Below are 17,992 nucleotides of genomic sequence, written 5' to 3'. Positions count from 1 at the left end.
ACTCGAAGATGCACGCAAATCAGATGGCACAGAGCCTGACACGATCCATCACCCCATGGCGGAAGGAACCCCTCGTATGGCTCAGCAAGTGCAAGGTGTGGTCGCTCGAGGCAAGGGCGCCCCGGTATCGGTGGAGACCATCCTGGTGCCGGCCCCCTGCCCAGGTGAGGCGCTGGTGCAAGTGCAGGCATGCGGCGTCTGCCACACCGACCTGCATTACCGCGAGGGGGGCATCAACGACGAATTCCCCTTCCTGCTCGGCCACGAGGCCGCCGGTGTCGTCGAAGCGGTGGGCGGGGGCGTCACCGACGTCACCCCCGGCGACTTCGTTGTCCTCAACTGGCGTGCCGTTTGCGGCCGGTGTCGCGCTTGCAGCAAGGGCAAGCCCTGGTACTGCTTCGCCACTCAGAACGCCACCCAGCCGATGACCCTGCTCGACGGCACCCCGCTCTCCCCGGCCCTGGGCATCGGAGCCTTCGCCGAGAAGACCCTCGTCGCGGCCGGGCAGTGCACCAAGATCGACCCGGCCGCCGCGCCCGCTGCGGCCGGCCTGCTCGGGTGCGGTGTGATGGCGGGCTTCGGCGCCGCGGTCAACACCGGCGCCGTTGGCCGGGGCGACTCTATTGCGGTGATCGGCTGCGGTGGCGTGGGCATGGCCGCCATCGCGGGCGCCGAGGTGGCCGGCGCTTCGAAGATCATCGCTGTCGACGTCGACGAGCGGAAGCTGGAGTGGGCCGCGAAGTTCGGTGCCACGGACACCGTCAACTCCTCCCAAAACGACGCTGTCGAGGCGATCAGGGCATTGACGGGTGGCTTCGGCGCCGACGTGGTGATCGATGCCGTGGGCCGCCCGGAGACGTACAAGCAGGCATTCCATGCCCGGGACCTGTCCGGCACCGCCGTCCTCGTCGGTGTCCCCGCCCCGGAGCTGACCGTCGAGCTCCCCTTGCTGGACGTCTTCGGTCGGGGCGGGGCGCTGAAGTCCTCCTGGTACGGCGACTGCCTGCCTTCCCGCGACTTCCCCGCCCTGATCGACCTCTACCTGCAGGGCCGCTTCGACCTGGCCGGCTTCGTCAGCGAGAGGATCTCCCTGGCCGAGGTGGAGGAAGCATTCGAGAGGATGCATCGCGGCGAGGTCCTGCGCTCGGTGGTGGTCCTGTGACCGCGCAAGTCGAGCGCTTCGTCACCTCCGGAACCTTCCAGCTGGACGACAGCAGTGGGGAGGCGGACAACAAGGTCTGGTTGGTCGGCAACAACAAGGTGGGTCGGGGCATCGACGCGACGGCGACCGCCACCGGCGGGGGGGGGAGAGCGGCGCGTGACCACCGTTGTATGCACTCACGCATAAAACGACCACATCAACGCCGCCCCGGCGCTGGACGACCGTATCGGAGCGCCCATCCTGCTCCACCCCTCCGACGCACCGCTGTTGAAGGCCGTACTCCCCGGGCGGGAGCCCGACCGAGATCTGGGCGATAGCGAAGTGCTGGCCGTTGCCGACACCCCACTGCAATATCTACACACTCCTATGCACTTCCCACGTGTCCGAGCTCGGGACGCTACTCTCGGTCGACACCCTCTCCCAGAGCGGACCCGTGCCACTGAGACCGGAAACGTCTTCCATGCGCTCCCCGACAGGGCGAGCGCCACAGCCGCCGCCGCGGCGACGACACACACGGTGACGGCCGCCCGGCGGCGCGGAGCCGGGGCCTGCTCCGGCGGCCGACGGGGGCGGCCAGGGAAGTAGCGCGGGCGTTGAGCTCGTCGGCGAGCCGCTGCTTGAAGTGCCCGGACCGCGTACGACGATCTCGGTTACGCGCTGTCCGCAGCGCCGTGCCGCTCCAACTGCGAACTACCCGGCTCAGCCGACCGGCAGCGGAAAGCCGTAGCGGGCTACGTTTGCGGCTCAGGAACTGAGCATCCGCCCCCAAGCGACTCGGCCGTCCCTATTCGGCATGGGCCGGGATACCTGACGATTCGTCGGAACCGGCGTCAGACGAGCGTCAGCACGTCTGACGCCCACGCTCTCGGAGTGAGGGCCAAGGCATCCTTCGCGCTGCACTCTGTCCGAAAACGCGCAGGTCAGCTCCGCTTTCCCAGTCTCGCCACATCGTTCACGTCGTGCACCCCGGGAAACAGGTCGAGCGACCACACTGACCGTAAAACCGCAGTTCAGGTGCCCTTTGCGGCCGGTTCCAACGAGGGTTCGCCTGAACCAGCCCCAGTTGGTTACCTCCCGCCGTCCCCTTCCGGAGGTCCCTGCGACCGCGTACGCCGGGAAGCGGCTGTACCTGCTTCGTCACGCGGCAAGGAGTGGCTGGACGAAGATCGACACAGTCGCATAGCCGTGGAGACCCGCATGGGCCACGAGGCCGCCGGCGTGGAAGGTCTCTACTCGCACGTTCCCCTGACCATGGAGTGACCATGGAGCAGGAGATCGCCGATTTGCTGCAAACCAGGTGCCTGCGCTTCGGGGCCGGCGAGGAAGAGCACTGGAAAGTGCCATCTCCCACTGCTCTCCCATTCAATCTTGATGAGTGGTGGAAACAGCAGGTCAGAGCCGCTCAGAACCTCGACTTGAACTGGTTCATGAAGTTCATCTCGTCGAAGAGCTTCATGCCGTTCGTGGTCTACCGGATCCTGCTGGGTGCCGCCCTGTTCATCCTGGTCGGTACGGGCGTACTGAGCCCGGACGCGGGCCCGGCCGGGGGCTGAGGGCGCGGGGGCGGCGGGGTCAGCGGGGACACGGGCTGTGGACCGGTTACTGAACGGCGCGTGCCGTCACTTCCCGGTTCCGGACCCCTCGTCCGGACCGGAAAGCCGCTCTCCGGACGGGGTGTCATCCGGTACGGGCAGGCCAGCCTCCGCTTCCGCGTCAGTGGCGCGGCCGGGATCCGCTTCGGTGGACGGACCGGAGTCCGCTGGCCTGGACTGCTCCAGCGCCTCCAGCCCCGGCAGCGGGATTCCGAGTGAGGACAGGTCCGCCTTCGCCGCCTCGATCTCTTCGGCGGAGAGCCCGGGTACGGCGGCCTCCACGCCGTCGGCCGCGGGGGTATCGCTCTTCGCGGTGCCGGCCGCCTTCCCTTCGGGCTCCGCCCCCGGCATCTGCGGGTAGCGCTGTGCCCGTTCCAGGAACCGGAGCAGCTCCACGGGGAACGGCAGGACCAGCGTGGAGTTCTTCTCGGACGCGACCTCGGCGACTGTCTGCAGCAGACGGAGCTGGAGGGCTGCCGGGTGCTCGGACATCACTTCGGCGGCCTGGGCCAGCTTCTTCGACGCCTGGAGCTCGGCATCGGCGTTGATGACCCGGGCACGCCGTTCACGGGCCGCCTCCGCCTGCCGTGCCATCGACCGCTTCATCGTCTCGGGCAGCGACACGTCCTTGATCTCCACCCGGTCGATCTGCACACCCCAGCCGATCGCCGGACTGTCGATCATCAGCTCCAGGCCCTGGTTCAGCTTCTCGCGGTTCGACAGCAGATCGTCCAGATCGCTCTTACCGATGATCGAACGCAGCGAGGTCTGCGCCATCTGCGAGACCGCGAACCGGTAGTCCTCGACGGCGATGACCGCATCAGCCGCGTTGACCACCTTGAAGTAGACGACGGCGTCGACACGTACCGTCACGTTGTCCCGCGTGATGCCCTCCTGGGCCGGGACCGGCATCGTCACGATCTGCAGATTCACCTTGTGCAGCCGGTCGACGCCCGGGATCACCGTGGTGAATCCCGGCAGCCGTTCCGCCTCACGCAGCCGGCCGAACCGGAAGACCACACCACGCTCGTACTGCTTGATCACGCGCGCCGCGGAGATTCCGTACACAGCGGCGCAACAGAGGATCACCACTATCGCGGTGAGAAGTGCTGCCACCATTACGACCCCCTAGAGCCCGAGTCGTTACGTCTCCCACGATATGCCCCAAATGCCGTACCCGGCGATCGGCGCAGGGATCTGGCCACGCGCAGGACGGCCGCGAGCGCGAAGAGCGCCGCCGTGATCAGCAGCCACCGGGTCAGGAACACTCCGCCGGGCAGCCCGGTGGCGCGCCCGTAGCGCTCCGGCGGCCCGAGGATCAGTGGGAACCAGACGAGCAGCAGCAGTCCGGACAGCGCCGCCGGCACTCTGAGGGTGTTGGTCCACCCCCCGCGGACCACGCCGGGCAGCGCCCGCAGGGCCCGGTCGGCCAGCGAGTAGAGCGGGATCAGCACCAGGTCCTGCACCAGGGCGGCGCCGGCGAACCAGACGACGATCCCGGACCAGTCGCCCGCGAGCAGCCGCACCCCCGCGTATGCCGCCACGGCGAAGGAGACGAGCAGCACGGCGAGTTGCAGCGGACCTGCCCCGTACCAGCGCTCGAACCGCCGCATCACAGCTCCCCGAAGGTCAGCGAGGCCACCCATTTGGTGTTGAGGACGCCCGGAGCCGCCGGGACGATGATCCGTGCCGGGTAACCGTGGTCGGGCGAGAGATCGGCGCCGTTGACACGCAGGGCCAGCAGCGAGTCCGGGTCGCGGACCTGGTTGTCCCGCAGCGCCGCCTCGCGGAAGGGACCGTGCCGCTGGAGGGACCGTACGAGCACTCCCGGCGGCCGGTCCGCCGCGCCGACCAGGGCGGCCAGGTCCCGCAGCCGTACGCCGTGCCAGCCCTGGTCCGGTGTCGACCAGCCCTCCACGCAGGCGATGGGAAGGTGCGCGCCGTGCTGCGGGAGGCGCAGCAGCTCCTCGCGGGTCAGGCGCACCGATCCCCCGGGGCCCCGCACCTCCAGCCGCCAGTCACCGCCGGTGTCCCGGGTTCCGATGCCGGCCAGTGCCGCGGTCTTGTTGATCTGGAAACCGTTCGGGCCGCGCCCGGGTTCCTCGCCGCCGTGCGGTGCGAGCAGCGCCACCCGGCGCAGCGGTCCGCCGGTGCTCTGGCCCGCCGTCACCGCGAGCAGCAGGAGTGATCCGCCGCCGGTCAGCCCCAGGAGACCGCGCCGGGAGAGCGTCATGGCCGCCGGGTGGGGCGTGACCAGGCCGGAGGTGTCGCGCGGCTCCTGCTGCCGGGCCGCGGGGTCCCGCAGCGGCGCCCGCAGCCCCCTCTCGCGGAGCACCCGCACCGCCATGGGGAGCCGGAGGGCCACGTGCGCGGCGAAGGCGGCGGTGAACACCCAGGCCCCGTAGAAGTGCAGCGCGTAGAACGACCCGGGAAAGAGGTAGTCGAGCTGGACGTTGAGCAGGCCGGTGGCGAACTCGAATAGCACCCCGCCGACCAGCAGGAGCAGCGAGATCCGCTCCAGTGCGTGGGCCACCGACCGGGCGGGCGGCAGCGCGAAGAGCTTCGGGACGACGGACCAGAGCTTGGCGAGCAGTACCGGGACGAGCACGACGCCGAGCGTCACATGCGTGCCCTGGGTGAGGCGGTAGAGCCAGTGCGGGCCGGTGGGCCATGCGAAGAGGTAGAAGCCGAGCAGCCCCTTGCCCGGGGTCTTGTCGTTGACCGCGGCGAGATCCGGGTTGTAGGCGGCGTAGGACAGCAGCCCGGTCACGACCAGCACGGTGATCCCGGCCAGCAGGACGAGGCCGAGCAGCGCTGTCAGCCACGGCCCGCGCAGCGGACTGCGCCAGAAGCCGGGGGCGGCGGGCGAGAGGATCTGCGGGGCATTCGGCTTGGCGCGCATGGCACTTCCCGGGGGGTTCCGGCGGTGGTCGTCCACGGCCGCGCCCCGACGTTAAGCCGGTGCGCCGGCCTCGCGGGGCCCGGAACCGATGACGAAACTCTGACGTCGGGCGGACCCCGTGAGGAGATCTGACGGTTCGGTGACGGACGGCTTCGCCTCGGTGTCTCCCGGCGTCCGGCGGCCTAGCGTGGGCCTGTGACAGCCCCCGCCCCCCTCGCCGAGAAATCCGCCGAGCCCGCGTCCCCGGCGCGCCGGGGACGGCGGACCGACGTCGTCGCCGCGATCGCCGCAGCGCTGCTCGTCGCCGCGGCCGCCGTCGTCGGCACCGTCATCCAGAACGCCGACGGCACCCTGCATGTGGCGTGGCCGCCGCTGCTGGCCTACTGGCTCCCGCATGTGGGGCTGGGCACCCCCGCTGCTGTCGCCGTCGCGGCCGGGGTGATCGTCTACGGGCCGGTGCTCGTCGCCCGGCTGCCCTGGCGGGCGCTGACGCCGGTGGTCTGTGCCGCGTCGATGGTCTGGATCTGGTCGCTGGCCCTGGTGGACGGCTGGCAGCGGGGCGTCGCGAACCGGCTCGTCAACAGGAACGAGTACCTCAGTGTCATCGACCGGTTCGCGCACATCGGGCCGACGCTTCGGGAGTTCAACCAGCACATCCTGATCGGAGACCCGCACAACTGGCCCGCGCACGTGGCGGGGCATCCGCCGGGCGCCACGCTGACCTTCGTCTGGCTGGACCGGATCGGCCTGGGCGGCGGTGGCTGGGCCGGCGTCTGGTGCATCACGGCCGGCGGATCGGCGGCGGTCGCCGTTCTGGTGGCGCTGCGCGCCCTGACCGGCGAGCGGACCGCGCGCAGGGCGGCGCCCTTCCTCGTCCTGGCACCGGCCGCCGTCTGGATCGGGACGTCGGCCGACGGCTACTTCGCGGCGGTCGTCGCCTGGGCGGTCGCCCTGCTCGCCCTGGCGGCCACCCGTACGGTCCGCGCCCCCGCACTCGTCGCGCTGGCTGCGGGACTGCTCTTCGGCTGGGCGCTCTATCTCTCGTACGGGCTGACTCTCTTCGCGGTGCCGGCTGTCGCGGTCCTCCTCCTCGCCCGCAACGCCCGCCCACTGGGGCCCGCGCTTGCCGGAGTGGGGCTCGTCGCCCTCGTGTTCACGCTCGCGGGCTTCAACTGGTGGGAGGCGTACGGCCTGCTGGTGGAGCGCTACTACCAGGGCGTGGGAGGCGACCGGCCGCAGAGTTACTGGGTGTGGGGCAACCTCGCCTGCGCCGTGATCATCACCGGAGTGGCGTCCGTGGCCGGGCTGCGGCGGGCGGGCGGCTCGCTCCCGGGGGCGGTCCGCCGCTGGCGCGGGGCGCGGGAGGACGCCGCCGACCGGCTCGGGATGCTCGCCCTGGCCGTCCTGTTCGCGCTTCTGATCGCTGATCTGTCGGGCATGAGCAAGGCGGAGACCGAGCGCATCTGGATTCCCTTCGCGCTCTGGATGCTGCCCGCGGCGGCGCTGCTCCCCGCCGCGGACCGGCGCCGCTGGCTGACGCTGCAGGCGCTCCTCGCCCTGCTCGTCAACCACCTGCTGCTCACCACATGGTGAGCGGCATCGGCGCCGGCCGGCATCTCAGCCCGCTGTCGGCCCCCGGAACGCGCCGAGGATCCGCTCGGCGGCGAGGGTCGGCGTCAAGGTGCCGCCACGCAGCTCCTGTTCGAGCTGCGGGGCGAGACGTTTGACGTCAGGGTGGTCGTGCAGCTCCTTGAGCAGCCCGTCGCGCACCATCGTCCAGGCCCAGTCGACCTGCTGGTCACGCCGTTTGGCGGCCAGCCGGCCTGACGCGTCCAGGACCTTGCGGTGCTGTTCGAGCCGTTCCCACACGGTGTCGAGACCGAGGGACTCCCGGGCGCTGCAGCTGAGCACCGGCGGGGTCCACGCGGCGTCGGCCGGGTGCATCAGCCGCAGGGCGCCCGCGAGTTCACGGGCGGCCGAGCGCGCGTCGCGTTCGTGCGGGCCGTCCGCCTTGTTGACGGCGATGACGTCGGCGAGCTCCAGCACGCCCTTCTTGATGCCCTGCAGCTGGTCGCCGGTGCGGGCCAGGGTGAGCAGCAGGAAGGAGTCCACCATGTCCGACACGGCGGTCTCGGACTGGCCGACCCCGACGGTCTCCACCAGGACGACGTCGTACCCGGCCGCCTCCACCACGACCATGGCCTCCCGGGTGGCGCGGGCCACCCCGCCGAGGGTGCCGGCGGTCGGTGAGGGCCTGACGTAGGCCGCCGGGTCCACAGCCAGCCGCTCCATCCGGGTCTTGTCACCCAGGATGGAGCCGCCGGTCCTGCTGGACGAGGGGTCGACGGCGAGCACCGCCACCCGGTGGCCCAGGCCCGTGAGCAGAGTGCCGAAGGCGTCGATGAAGGTGGACTTCCCGACGCCCGGCACCCCGCTGATCCCGATCCGGCGGGCTTTCCCGGAGTGCGGGAGCAGCGCCGTCAGGAGCTGCTGGGCGAGGGCCCGGTGGTCCGCCCGGGACGACTCCACCAGTGTGATGGCCCGCGCGACGGTGGCCCGTGACCCGTCAAGGACGCCCTGGGCATAGCGGTCCGGATCGATGTGCGGTGCCATCGTTCAGAGCTCGTGCCCGAGGGCGGAGGCGAGCCGGACCACCAGGTCGTAGGCGGCGTCCGGGATCACGGTGCCCGGCGGGAAGACCGCGGCGGCGCCGGCCTCGTGCAGGGCCGGGATGTCCTGGGGCGGGATGACCCCGCCGACCACGATCATGATGTCCTCCCGGCCCTCCGCTGCCAGCTCCTGCCGGAGCGCGGGCACGAGCGTGAGGTGTCCCGCGGCGAGCGAGGAGACCCCGACGATGTGCACATCCGCTTCGACGGCCTGCCGTGCCACCTCGCCCGGCGTCTGGAAGAGCGGGCCGACGTCCACGTCGAAGCCCAGGTCGGCGAAGGCGGTGGCGATCACCTTCTGGCCGCGGTCGTGGCCGTCCTGGCCCATTTTGGCGACGAGGATGCGCGGACGGCGCCCCTCGGCCTCCTCGAAGGAGTCCACCAGCCGGCGCGTCCGCTCCACGGAGGGCGACTCCCCTGCCTCGGTCCGGTACACACCGGAGATCGTACGGATCTGCCCCGCGTGCCGCCCGTAGACCTTCTCCAGGGCGTCGGAGATCTCACCGACGGTGGCCATCGCCCGCGCCGCGTCGACCGCGAGGGCCAGCAGATTGCCGTCCAGGTCAGGCCCGGGTTCGCGGCCGGCGGCGGCGGTCAGCGCCCGCAGCGCCTCCTGGCAGGCCGCTTCGTCGCGCTCCTCGCGCAGCCGCTTCAGCTTGGCGACCTGCTGGGTGCGCACCGAGGAGTTGTCGACCTTGAGTACGTCGATCTCCTCGTCGGTCTCCACCCGGTACTTGTTGACGCCGACGACGGGCTGGCGCCCGGAGTCGATACGGGCCTGGGTACGGGCGGCCGCCTCCTCCACCCGGAGCTTGGGGATGCCCGCGTCGATGGCCTGCGCCATACCGCCGGCCGCCTCGACCTCCTCGATGTGCTGCCAGGCGCGCTGCGCCAGGTCGTGCGTGAGCTTCTCCACGTACGCACTGCCGCCCCACGGGTCGATGACGCGGCAGGTGCCCGACTCCTGCTGCAGCAGCAGCTGGGTGTTGCGGGCGATCCGGGCGGAGAAGTCGGTCGGCAGAGCCAGTGCCTCGTCGAGTGCGTTGGTGTGCAGCGACTGGGTGTGGCCCTGGGTGGCGGCCATCGCCTCGACACAGGTGCGGGTCACGTTGTTGAAGACGTCCTGCGCGGTGAGCGACCAGCCGGAGGTCTGCGAATGGGTGCGCAGCGAGAGGGACTTGGCGTTCTTCGGGTCGAACTCCTTGACCAGCCTGGCCCAGAGCAGCCGGGCCGCGCGCAGCTTCGCGATCTCCATGAAGAAGTTCATGCCGATCGCCCAGAAGAAGGAGAGCCTCGGTGCGAAGGCGTCGACATCCATACCTGCGGCGATACCGGCCCGCAGGTACTCCACACCGTCGGCCAGCGTGTAGGCCAGCTCCAGATCCGCTGTCGCGCCCGCTTCCTGGATGTGGTACCCGGAGATGGAGATGGAGTTGTAGCGCGGCATCTTCTGCGAGGTGTAGGCGAAGATGTCGGAGATGATCCGCATGGAGGGCTTCGGCGGATAGATGTAGGTGTTGCGGACCATGAACTCCTTGAGGATGTCGTTCTGGATGGTCCCTGCCAGCTTCTCCGGCGGTACGCCCTGCTCCTCGGCGGCGACGATGTACAGCGCCAGTACGGGCAGTACCGCTCCGTTCATCGTCATGGACACGGACATCTTGTCCAGCGGGATACCGTCGAAGAGCTGCCGCATGTCGTAGATCGAGTCGATGGCGACGCCCGCCATACCGACATCGCCGGTGACGCGCGGGTGGTCGCTGTCGTAACCGCGGTGCGTCGGCAGGTCGAAGGCGACCGAGAGGCCCTTCTGACCGGCCGCCAGGTTGCGGCGGTAGAAGGCGTTCGACTCCTCGGCGGTGGAGAAGCCGGCGTACTGACGGATCGTCCAGGGCTGGTTGACGTACATCGTCGGGTAGGGGCCGCGGAGGTACGGCGCGATGCCCGGATAGGTGGCGAGGAAGTCGAGCCCCTCGGTGTCCTGGCCGGTGTAGAGGGGTTTGACGGGGATGCCCTCGGGGGTCTGCCACACCAGCTCGTCGACGCTGTGGCCGGTGCTCTCCTTCACCGCCGCCCGCCACTGCTCGTCGGTGGGTCCGTCGGAGGCACCCGGCCCCAGTTCGATCTCGGTGAAGTCCGGGATCTGCATTACGCCACTCCCATACGGTCGAGGACGGAGGTCAGCACGGCCACCACGTCTCCTCCGGCGAAGACGAACTCGTCCACCCCGGCGGCCAGATACGCGTCGCGCCGGTCTCCGGGGCGGCCGGCGAGGAACACCTGCCGCGCTCCGGCGGCCTTCAGCGCGCCGGCGGTCTCCGGCGCCTGCTCGGCGTAGACGGCGTCGCTTGAACAGATGCAGGCCAGGGTGGTGCCCGCCTCGGCGAACGCCACGGCGGCCGTGCCGGGTTCGCCCGGCACCGGGCCGTGAACCGGTTCGATGCCGCCCGCCTGGAAGAGGTTGGCGGCGAAGGTGGCCCGCGCGGTGTGCGCGGCAGCGGGGCCGAGGGCGGCCAGGAACACCCGGGGGCGGGCGCCGGTCGCCGCCAGATGGGCGTCCGAGCGGGCCCGCAGCGCTTCGAAGGCGTCGTCGCGGTGGACCACCGGAAGGCCACCGCCGGGAGCGGCGGGCGCGGGGTCCCTGACCACGGCACGCTCGACCAGCTGGGGGAACTCGCTGACGCCGGTGACCGGTTCGCTCCGTCCGGCCAGCTTCTCGCTGCGCCGCTCCCAGGTGGCCGCCAGCCGTCCGGCGATCAGCCCGGACCGCAGGGCCTGCTCCTGGCCCCCGGCGCGTTCGATCTCCTGGAACCACTCCCAGGCCGCCTGCGCCAGTTCGTCGGTGAGCCGCTCCACGTACCAGGAGCCGCCTGCGGGGTCGATCACCCGTGCCAGATGCGACTCCTCGACCAGGATCGTCGAGGTGTTGCGGGCGACACGGCGGGCGAAGTCGTCCGGCAGGCCCAGCGTGTGGTCGAAGGGCAGCACGGTCACCGCGTCCGCGCCGCCCGTACCGGCCGCCAGGCAGGCGACCGTCGTACGCAGCATGTTCACCCACGGGTCGCGCCGCGCCATCATCACCGGGGATGTCACCGCGTGCTGGTGCTGCGCCCCGGCCGCCGGAGCGCCGCTCGCCTCGGCCACCCGGGCCCAGAGGCGGCGCGCGGCGCGCAGCTTCGCGATCGTCAGGAACTGGTCGGCGGTGGCCGCGTAGCGGAATTCGAGCTGTCCGCAGGCCGCCGCCACGTCGAGTCCGGCCGCGGTGAGTGCGCGGAGGTACGCCACCGCGGTGGCGAGCGAGCAGCCCAGCTCCTGGGCGGCCGAGCCGCCCGCCGAGTGGTACGGCAGCGCGTCCACGACGAGCGCCCGCATCCGCGGATACCGCTGGTGGCACAGCTCGGCCAGTGCGACGGCCCGCGCGGTGTGCCCGGCCACGACGTCGTACGCACCGGTACGGGCCGCATGGCCGAGCGGGTCAGCGCCGAGGACGCCGAGCGCCGCGTCGGCGGCGACACCGCGCTCGTCGAGGAGGCGCAGCAATCCCCTTGCTGCGCCGTCGAATTCGGCGCCCGCGTCGAGGACGACCGGCGCCAGGTCGAGATGGACGCCTTCGAGAGCCGCGCCGATAGAGGACACCGGGACACCCGCATCGCCCACGGTGAGCCAGACAGAGGAGACACCGTTCTCCAGGTCCGCGAGCACGGCCGCGTTGGTGCGCGAGGCATCGGGCCGGCTGTGCCGCTGGCGTACGTCCCAGCCACCGGCCACACGGCCGGCCGGAGTGCTGCCGCGGGTGAACGGTGCGAACCCCGGGAGCTCCGCCGGGGCCGTGGCCCCGGCCTGCTCACCCCCGCTGCCGTCCGGAGCGGTGTAGAGCGGCTGGACTACAAGGCCGTCGTCCAGTTCGGTGGAGAGCGCTGCTTCCGCCGCCGTACCCGGGACATCCTTACCCGATTTGCGCAGTACACCTTCCACAAGGCGCTGCCACTGCTCATGGGTCGCATGCGGGAATCCGGCGGCCAGGGGGAACCCGTTGTCGGGCAGGACCGTCATGCTCAGATGCTAGGCGAGGGGGCCAGGTGTGCAGTTGGGAGAACCACTGTGACCTTGGACTCTCTCGTCCGTTCGGGAGCCCGGTACGGCCTGCGCCGCACCGGGCTCCCGGTCCGCACCGCGGAGGGCCCGGGTTGCTGGTGATTCTGCTGCTTCGCTCCCCGCGCTACTTCACAGGGCTACTTCACAGGGCTACTTCACGCCCACCGCCCGGATGATCTCCTGCTTCACCGAGCCGCCGCGGTCGTCGGTGGCGGAGGCGCGCAGCGAGATGTATCCGGCGTCCTTGGGCACTCGCAGCGAGCCCTTCCAGACGGTGGATTCGCCGTGGGCCGTGCTGAGCCCGACGGACGTCCAGGTCTTGCCGTCGTCGTAGGAGACCTCCAGCGCCCCCGACTTGATCGTCCCGGTGTCCGTGGCGCCCTCGATGTACTCGGCGCTGATGGAGATGGGCAGAGTGTGCCCGGCACGGACATCACCGGCGAGGTCGGTGTTCACGTCGAAGCCCAGGTTGAGCAGTGGCAGGTAGGTGTAGTGGTCGGCCGGGGTCTCGGCCGACTTGAAGGTCCACTCGGAGTGGCCCTTCGTGGACAGCACCCAGGTGGCCGGGTCGCTCGTGGTGTCGGTCACCACCTTGTACGTGGTCTCCGCCGGGTCGGCGTCCCAGGCGTAGGCGCCCGAGCTGGTCTTGTGGTCGACCTGGACCCCGTTCGCGTACACATCGGTGGTCTGGGTCAGGGAGTCGTCGCTCCAGACGTCGCCGAATCCGGTGTGGTCGGGACCGGAGTCGCCCCAGCCGGGGGTGTTGAACTGAAGGTCGTTGCCCGCGCGCTGCTGGCCCCAGCCCAGTCCGGTGCCGAGCCAGGGGTGCAGCACGGGCTTGAACCAGTCGAGTGTGCTGCGGCTGCCGCCCTTGTAGGTGACCAGACCGCTGCGCTCCTCCAGCGAGGTCGGCCCCGCGGTGGCGGACTGGTACCAGAGCTGGCCCGTGCCCGTGCTGACGTAGTCGGTCCGCTCGGCCGGGTAGTGCGTACGCTCCGCGAATCCGTAGCCGATCGGGAAGGTACCGGTGATCGAGTAGCGGAACTCGCCGCCGTCGACAGGCTTGGGGGCGTGGAACTTGGTGTCCAGAGTGGCGAGATCCTTCTTGCCCGGCTTGTACGACAGGTCCTTCGGGACCGCCCCGGGGTGGCCGTCGGAGAGGTCGTAGACGTACGGCGTGTAGCGGGTGCCGGTGAGCTCCACCGTGCCCTGGCGGCGCGCGGTGGCTGCCAGCAGGGCGCCGTCGGCCGCGTTCACGGACGCCACCTGGAGAGGCGTGTCCGAGCCGTCGTCCGCGCCGAACCAGGCGCTGAGCCGCCCCGGCGCGTCGTCGGTGACGAAGAGCGAGACGACTCCGGCCTGCTGTGCGGCGGCGGTGAGCTGCTGCGGGGTGACGCCGGCCGTGGCGCGGACCAGGACGGCCTTGCCGCGGACGTTCTTGCCCTGGTACTCGGCCGCTGTGCCGGTCCCGAGGTCGGCGATGCCGACCCGGTGGCGGCCGTCGAGGAGGCTGGAGCCGGCCTGTACGACGGTGTCGCTGATCCGCTTGCCGCCGGCGACCGCTTCGAGCAGGGGCTTGCCGAGACGCCAGACGGTGCGGTACTCGAAGGTCCCGTCGGTGACCTTCTTGGTGGGCGCGGCGAAGATGCTGTCGTAGGCGAGGGGCACCTGTACCGCTCCGCCGAAGTCGGCGCCGTTCGCCTTGCGGTCGAACTCCATCAGCAGCTGCCGGGTCTCGGTGCGCCGCGACACCTGCGCCGTGATCTGGTGCAACTGGCGCCCGTCCAGGGTGATTTCACGGTTACGGTCGACGACGATCTGCGGGTCGGTGAGGAAGCCGAGGCCGAGCGAGTCCTTGCCCTTGGCTCCGCGTACGTCGAGGAAGGACGCCACCGAGTAGGTGCCGGGCTTCAGCCGCAGGGTGAGGGTGCCGGACTCGCCGACGGCCGCGTTGTACGGGTCGGTCCCCCTGGCAAGTTCCTGCACGACGAGACCGGCGGCGGCCGGCGCGCCGTCCCGGTCCTTCACATGGACGGTGAGGGTGTACCGCTCCTCCTCCTTGACCAGGCCGAAAGCGGTGTGCGCGACGACCTTGCCGCCGGCGCTCGCGGTGATCTGCCCCGAGGTGTTGCCGACGGGCGCCTTGGCGCCGTCGCCGGTGACGGTGGTCTGCGCGGTGGAGTGCGCGGGCACGGTCAGGCTCGTGTCGGCGAGCTTGACGACGCCGTCGGCGGCTCCGTCGGCGGCGAGCGCCAGAGTCACCGGTGCGTCGGAGGAGTTGGCGTAGGTCACCGTGCGGGTGACCGGCTTGTCGTCCTCGTACGGCCAGGAGTAGAAGCCGAGGTCGGCGCTGCCGGTGGCGGTGATGCTCGCGGTGGTGGCCGCGGGGACGTCGACCCGGCCCGCGCCCAGCGTGTACACCGGGTCGGGCAGCGTCTTGGACGTCGACATCAGCGCGTCCTTGAGCTGCTGCCCGGTCCAGTCGGGGTGCTTCTGGGCGAGCAGCGCCGCGACGCCCGCGACGTGCGGGGTGGCCATCGACGTACCGCTCATGGTCTGGTACGCCCCGGTGCCCTCGGCGTACTGCGAGCGGGCGGCGAGGATGTCGACGCCGGGCGCGGACAGGTCGGGCTTGAGTGCGTTGTCGCCGAGTCGCGGGCCCTGGCTGGTGAAGTACGCGGGCTGGTCGGCGGAGTCCACCGCGCCGATGGTGAGCGCCGAGTCGGCAGCGCCGGGCGAGCCTATGGAGGTGGGGGTGCCGGTGTTTCCGGCGGCAATCACGAACAGGGCGCCGGTGTCCTTGGAGAGGGCGTTGACCGCCGCCGCCATGGGGTCGGTGCCGTCGCTGGCCTCCTGGGAGCCCAGGCTCATGCTGATGATCTTGGCGTGGATGTCCTTGGCGGCCCACTCCATACCCGCGATGATCTGGGAGTCGGTGCCGGAGCCCTCGTCGGACAGCACCTTCCCGACGGCCAGGTCGGCGTCCGGGGCGACGCCCTTCTCCTTGCCGTCGGACGCGGCCCCGCTGCCGCCCACGGTCGACGTGGTGTGGGTGCCGTGGCCGTTGCGGTCGGTGGTGTCCTCGCCGGCGATGAACGACTTGGACGCGCTGATCCGGCCCTTGAGGTCGGGGTGGTCGGCGTCCACGCCGGTGTCCAGAACAGCGACCTTGACGCCCTTGCCGGTGAGTCCGGCCTGCCAGGCGGCTGGGGTGCCTATCTGCGCGTTGCTCTCGGCCATGTCGGCCTTGACCTGGCCGTCGAGCCAGACCTTCCTGACCCCGTCGGCGAACGAACCGGCCTGCCGGGTACGGGAGTCGGTGAGCGACTTCCAGAAGGTGCCGGACGAGGCGGCCCGCACGGCGGCGCCGCCGACGCTCGGCAGGGACCGGACGGTCGTGGCGCCGCTCGGTGCGGCGCTGCGGGCGCCCTTGCCGTACGTGACGATCAGCGGCAGCCCGTCGGTCTTGCCCGTACCGAGCCCCTGCTCGATGAGGCCGGTGACGTCGAAGAGCCGCTTGTCGAGGACGCCCGAGCGGAGATAGGGCAGAGCCTCGTCGGGCAGCACGGTGACCCGGCCGTTGGACGTCTGACTGCGGACGGCTCCGGTCGCGCCCTTCGGGCGCTCGACGGAGACCGTGCTGTGTCCGCCGCCGAGGTCGGTGACGGTCACCCGGTCACCGGTGATCAGTGTGACGGTGTGCGTCGCGTGGGCGGTGGCGGACGGCGGCGCGGTACGGGACGGCGCGGGGGCCTGGGCCGCTCCTGTCGCCGCGAGCGCCTGGCCTGCCGGGAGCAGTGCGAGCGCGAGTCCGGCGGAGAGCCATCTGGCTCTTCGCCACGCGGGTGCTCTGGTCATGGTGCCCCTCTCTCCGGGGGCCCGGGCTGACGGGGGTGGTGGTCCCGGGCACTGCGAAGAGTCTCGGGGTGCTCGCGGCGGCCGTGGGGCGAATGGGCTGGCGGATAGGCGCCATGGCGGCAAACTGCCAGCGGGTGACGTGCGGGCAGGTCAACGGACGGCCGGTCGTGTGCGGGCACGTCAGGCGGCGGTCGTCCCGGTGATGTGCGGGCACCTCAACGCCGGTTCACAGGCCGGGCGTTGGACCGAACGATCCGTGCCTTCCCGCACCGGCGGCGAACTCGTCCACTCCGCGCTGCATCCGCGTGAGCGAGATCCGCCCGTGCCTCAGTTCACCCGCCAGCGCGTCGTCCTCGGACAGACCGCCCTGCTCCAGCAGCGCGAGCCGGTCCTCGCGCAGACAGGTCTGCGGGAACGCGGCGATGGATGCGGCGAGTTCCTCGGCAGCCGCCCGTGCGGTACCGGCGGGGACCACCCGGTTGGCCAGACCGATCGTGTGCGCCTCGGCCGCGCCGACCGGGCGCCCGGTCAGCACCAGGTCCATCGCCCGGCTCTCACCGATGAGCCGGGGCAGCCGTACGGTCCCGCCGTCGATCAGCGGTACGCCCCAGCGCCGGCAGAACACCCCGAACACGGCGTCCTCGTCGGCCACCCGCAGATCGCACCAGAGCGCGAGTTCCAGCCCGCCGGCCACCGCGTGTCCGGAGACGGCGGCGATCACCGGCTTCCCGAGCCGCATCCGGGTCGGCCCCATCGGGCCGTCCCCTTCGCCGACGGTGGCGGTGACGGTGTTGCCGCGCGGGGTGCCGACAGCCTTCAGGTCGGCCCCCGCGCAGAAGGTGCCACCTTCGCCCCAGAGCACGGCCACCGCCGCGTCCGGGTCGGCGTCGAAGGTGCGGAAGGCGTCGGCCAGCGCGAGAGCGGTGGGGCCGTCGACGGCGTTGCGCGCCTCGGGCCGTGCGAGCACGACAGTGGTGACGGGGCCGTTGCGTTCGATGCGTACAGTCATCCGCGTCACTCTCCCCGGGGCCGGCGTGGGATGTCGAGCCGCTGTTCAAGTGGGCTGCCGGTCACGGTCCCGTACGGGGGGCCGAGGCGGTCCTGCAGACCCCTTGGCCCGGGACACCGGGTGCCGGAGACTGATCCGATGACTCAGCGCGTGGAACTCGCTACCGTGATGGACCGGCTGGACATCGACGATCTGATCACCGGATACGCGGTGGCCGTGGACGACGGCCAATGGGCCGACTACCGGGCCCTGTTCGCACCGGACGGCCGGGCCGACTACCGCGCGGCCGGCGGGGTGGAGGGGCCCGCGTCGGAGGTCGCCGACTGGCTCGCGGACATGATGCGGCTCTTTCCGGTACGCCAGCACCTCATCGTCAACCGGCGGCTGCGGCTCCAGGATCTCGGCGGCTACCCGGGAGACCGGGCGGAGCTGCAGGCCGACTACCTCAATCCGATGCGGCTGAAGTCCCGGTCGCCCGACGGTGCGGGTGCCGACGGTGCGGGTACCGATGCTGCTTCCGGAGGCGCCGCGGCACCGGCCGCGCCGGACTTCGTCTCGGGCGGCCGCTACGCCTTCAGCCTGGTGCGTACGGAGAGCGGCTGGCGGCTGCTCGGCGTCGTCGTACAGGAGAAGTGGCGGCGCGCGCCGGGCGGGATCTGACACGCCGGGCGTGTGCGGGCGCACTGTCGGCAGCCGTCTCGCTCC

11 protein-coding genes and 1 pseudogene are annotated in these 17,992 nt (G+C 71.2%); 4 read left to right on the top strand and 8 right to left on the bottom strand.

Annotated elements, in window-relative coordinates:
- Nucleotides 1–76: 76 nt before the first annotated feature.
- Together OG452_RS31075 and OG452_RS31070 are read left to right on the top strand one after the other, a co-directional pair.
- Nucleotides 77–1,162: an S-(hydroxymethyl)mycothiol dehydrogenase gene (locus tag OG452_RS31075; protein ID WP_327298863.1), complete on the top strand. Its 1,086-nt coding sequence runs from the start codon at nt 77–79 to the stop codon at nt 1,160–1,162.
- A 1,421-nt stretch (nt 1,163–2,583) separates the two neighbouring features.
- Nucleotides 2,584–2,715: pseudogene (locus OG452_RS31070) on the top strand (undecaprenyl-diphosphatase); the annotation flags it as partial.
- Nucleotides 2,716–2,781: 66 nt separating this feature from the next.
- On the opposite strand, the gene OG452_RS31065 reads toward OG452_RS31070, so the two are convergent.
- Genes OG452_RS31065 through OG452_RS31055 form a run of 3 tightly spaced genes read right to left on the bottom strand, consistent with a single transcriptional unit; the run spans nt 2,782 to nt 5,656 of the window.
- Nucleotides 2,782–3,873 (bottom strand): slipin family protein, encoded by a 1,092-nt coding sequence (locus OG452_RS31065; RefSeq protein WP_327298862.1) that lies wholly within the window; start codon nt 3,871–3,873, stop codon nt 2,782–2,784.
- Nucleotides 3,873–4,367, bottom strand: coding sequence for a hypothetical protein (locus OG452_RS31060; RefSeq protein ID WP_327298861.1), 495 nt, complete (start codon nt 4,365–4,367; stop codon nt 3,873–3,875). The genes OG452_RS31065 and OG452_RS31060 overlap by 1 nt, the downstream gene beginning before the upstream one ends.
- Nucleotides 4,367–5,656, bottom strand: coding sequence for a molybdopterin-dependent oxidoreductase (locus tag OG452_RS31055; protein ID WP_327298860.1), 1,290 nt, complete (start codon nt 5,654–5,656; stop codon nt 4,367–4,369). Before OG452_RS31055 ends, OG452_RS31060 begins: the two co-directional genes overlap by 1 nt.
- A 195-nt stretch (nt 5,657–5,851) precedes the next feature.
- On the opposite strand from OG452_RS31055, the gene OG452_RS31050 reads away from it, so the two are divergent.
- Nucleotides 5,852–7,249, top strand: coding sequence for a hypothetical protein (locus OG452_RS31050; protein WP_327298859.1), 1,398 nt, complete (start codon nt 5,852–5,854; stop codon nt 7,247–7,249).
- A gap of 24 nt (nt 7,250–7,273) precedes the next feature.
- Here the strand turns inward: OG452_RS31050 and meaB are convergent, their stop codons facing one another.
- From meaB to OG452_RS31025, 5 genes are all read right to left on the bottom strand, one after another.
- Nucleotides 7,274–8,269, bottom strand: a complete 996-nt coding sequence (meaB, locus tag OG452_RS31045; protein ID WP_327298858.1) for a methylmalonyl Co-A mutase-associated GTPase MeaB — start codon at nt 8,267–8,269, stop codon at nt 7,274–7,276.
- Between the two features lie 3 nt (nt 8,270–8,272).
- Nucleotides 8,273–10,474 carry a methylmalonyl-CoA mutase gene (gene scpA / locus OG452_RS31040; RefSeq protein WP_327298857.1) on the bottom strand — a complete coding sequence of 734 codons (2,202 nt, stop codon included), beginning with the start codon at nt 10,472–10,474 and terminating at the stop codon, nt 8,273–8,275.
- Nucleotides 10,474–12,378, bottom strand: coding sequence for a methylmalonyl-CoA mutase family protein (locus OG452_RS31035; RefSeq protein WP_327298856.1), 1,905 nt, complete (start codon nt 12,376–12,378; stop codon nt 10,474–10,476). Before OG452_RS31035 ends, scpA begins: the two co-directional genes overlap by 1 nt.
- A gap of 192 nt (nt 12,379–12,570) precedes the next feature.
- Nucleotides 12,571–16,278: a S8 family serine peptidase gene (locus OG452_RS31030; protein ID WP_327298855.1), complete on the bottom strand. Its 3,708-nt coding sequence runs from the start codon at nt 16,276–16,278 to the stop codon at nt 12,571–12,573.
- A gap of 226 nt (nt 16,279–16,504) precedes the next feature.
- The gene (locus OG452_RS31025) at nt 16,505–17,287 is read right to left on the bottom strand and encodes a crotonase/enoyl-CoA hydratase family protein (RefSeq protein WP_327298854.1); all 783 of its coding nucleotides are present in this window, start codon (nt 17,285–17,287) and stop codon (nt 16,505–16,507) included.
- Nucleotides 17,288–17,425: 138 nt separating this feature from the next.
- Between OG452_RS31025 and OG452_RS31020 the strand changes: the two genes are divergently transcribed.
- Complete coding sequence (locus tag OG452_RS31020) at nt 17,426–17,947, top strand: nuclear transport factor 2 family protein (protein ID WP_327298853.1); 522 nt, start codon at nt 17,426–17,428, stop codon at nt 17,945–17,947.
- Nucleotides 17,948–17,992: the final 45 nt, after the last annotated feature.

Origin of the sequence: Streptomyces sp. NBC_01197 (genome assembly GCF_036010505.1) — a bacterium.
Lineage (GTDB): Bacteria > Actinomycetota > Actinomycetes > Streptomycetales > Streptomycetaceae > Streptomyces.
The sequence above is the reverse complement of the archived record's forward strand: the minus strand, read 5'-3'. Positions and strand labels throughout refer to the sequence as shown.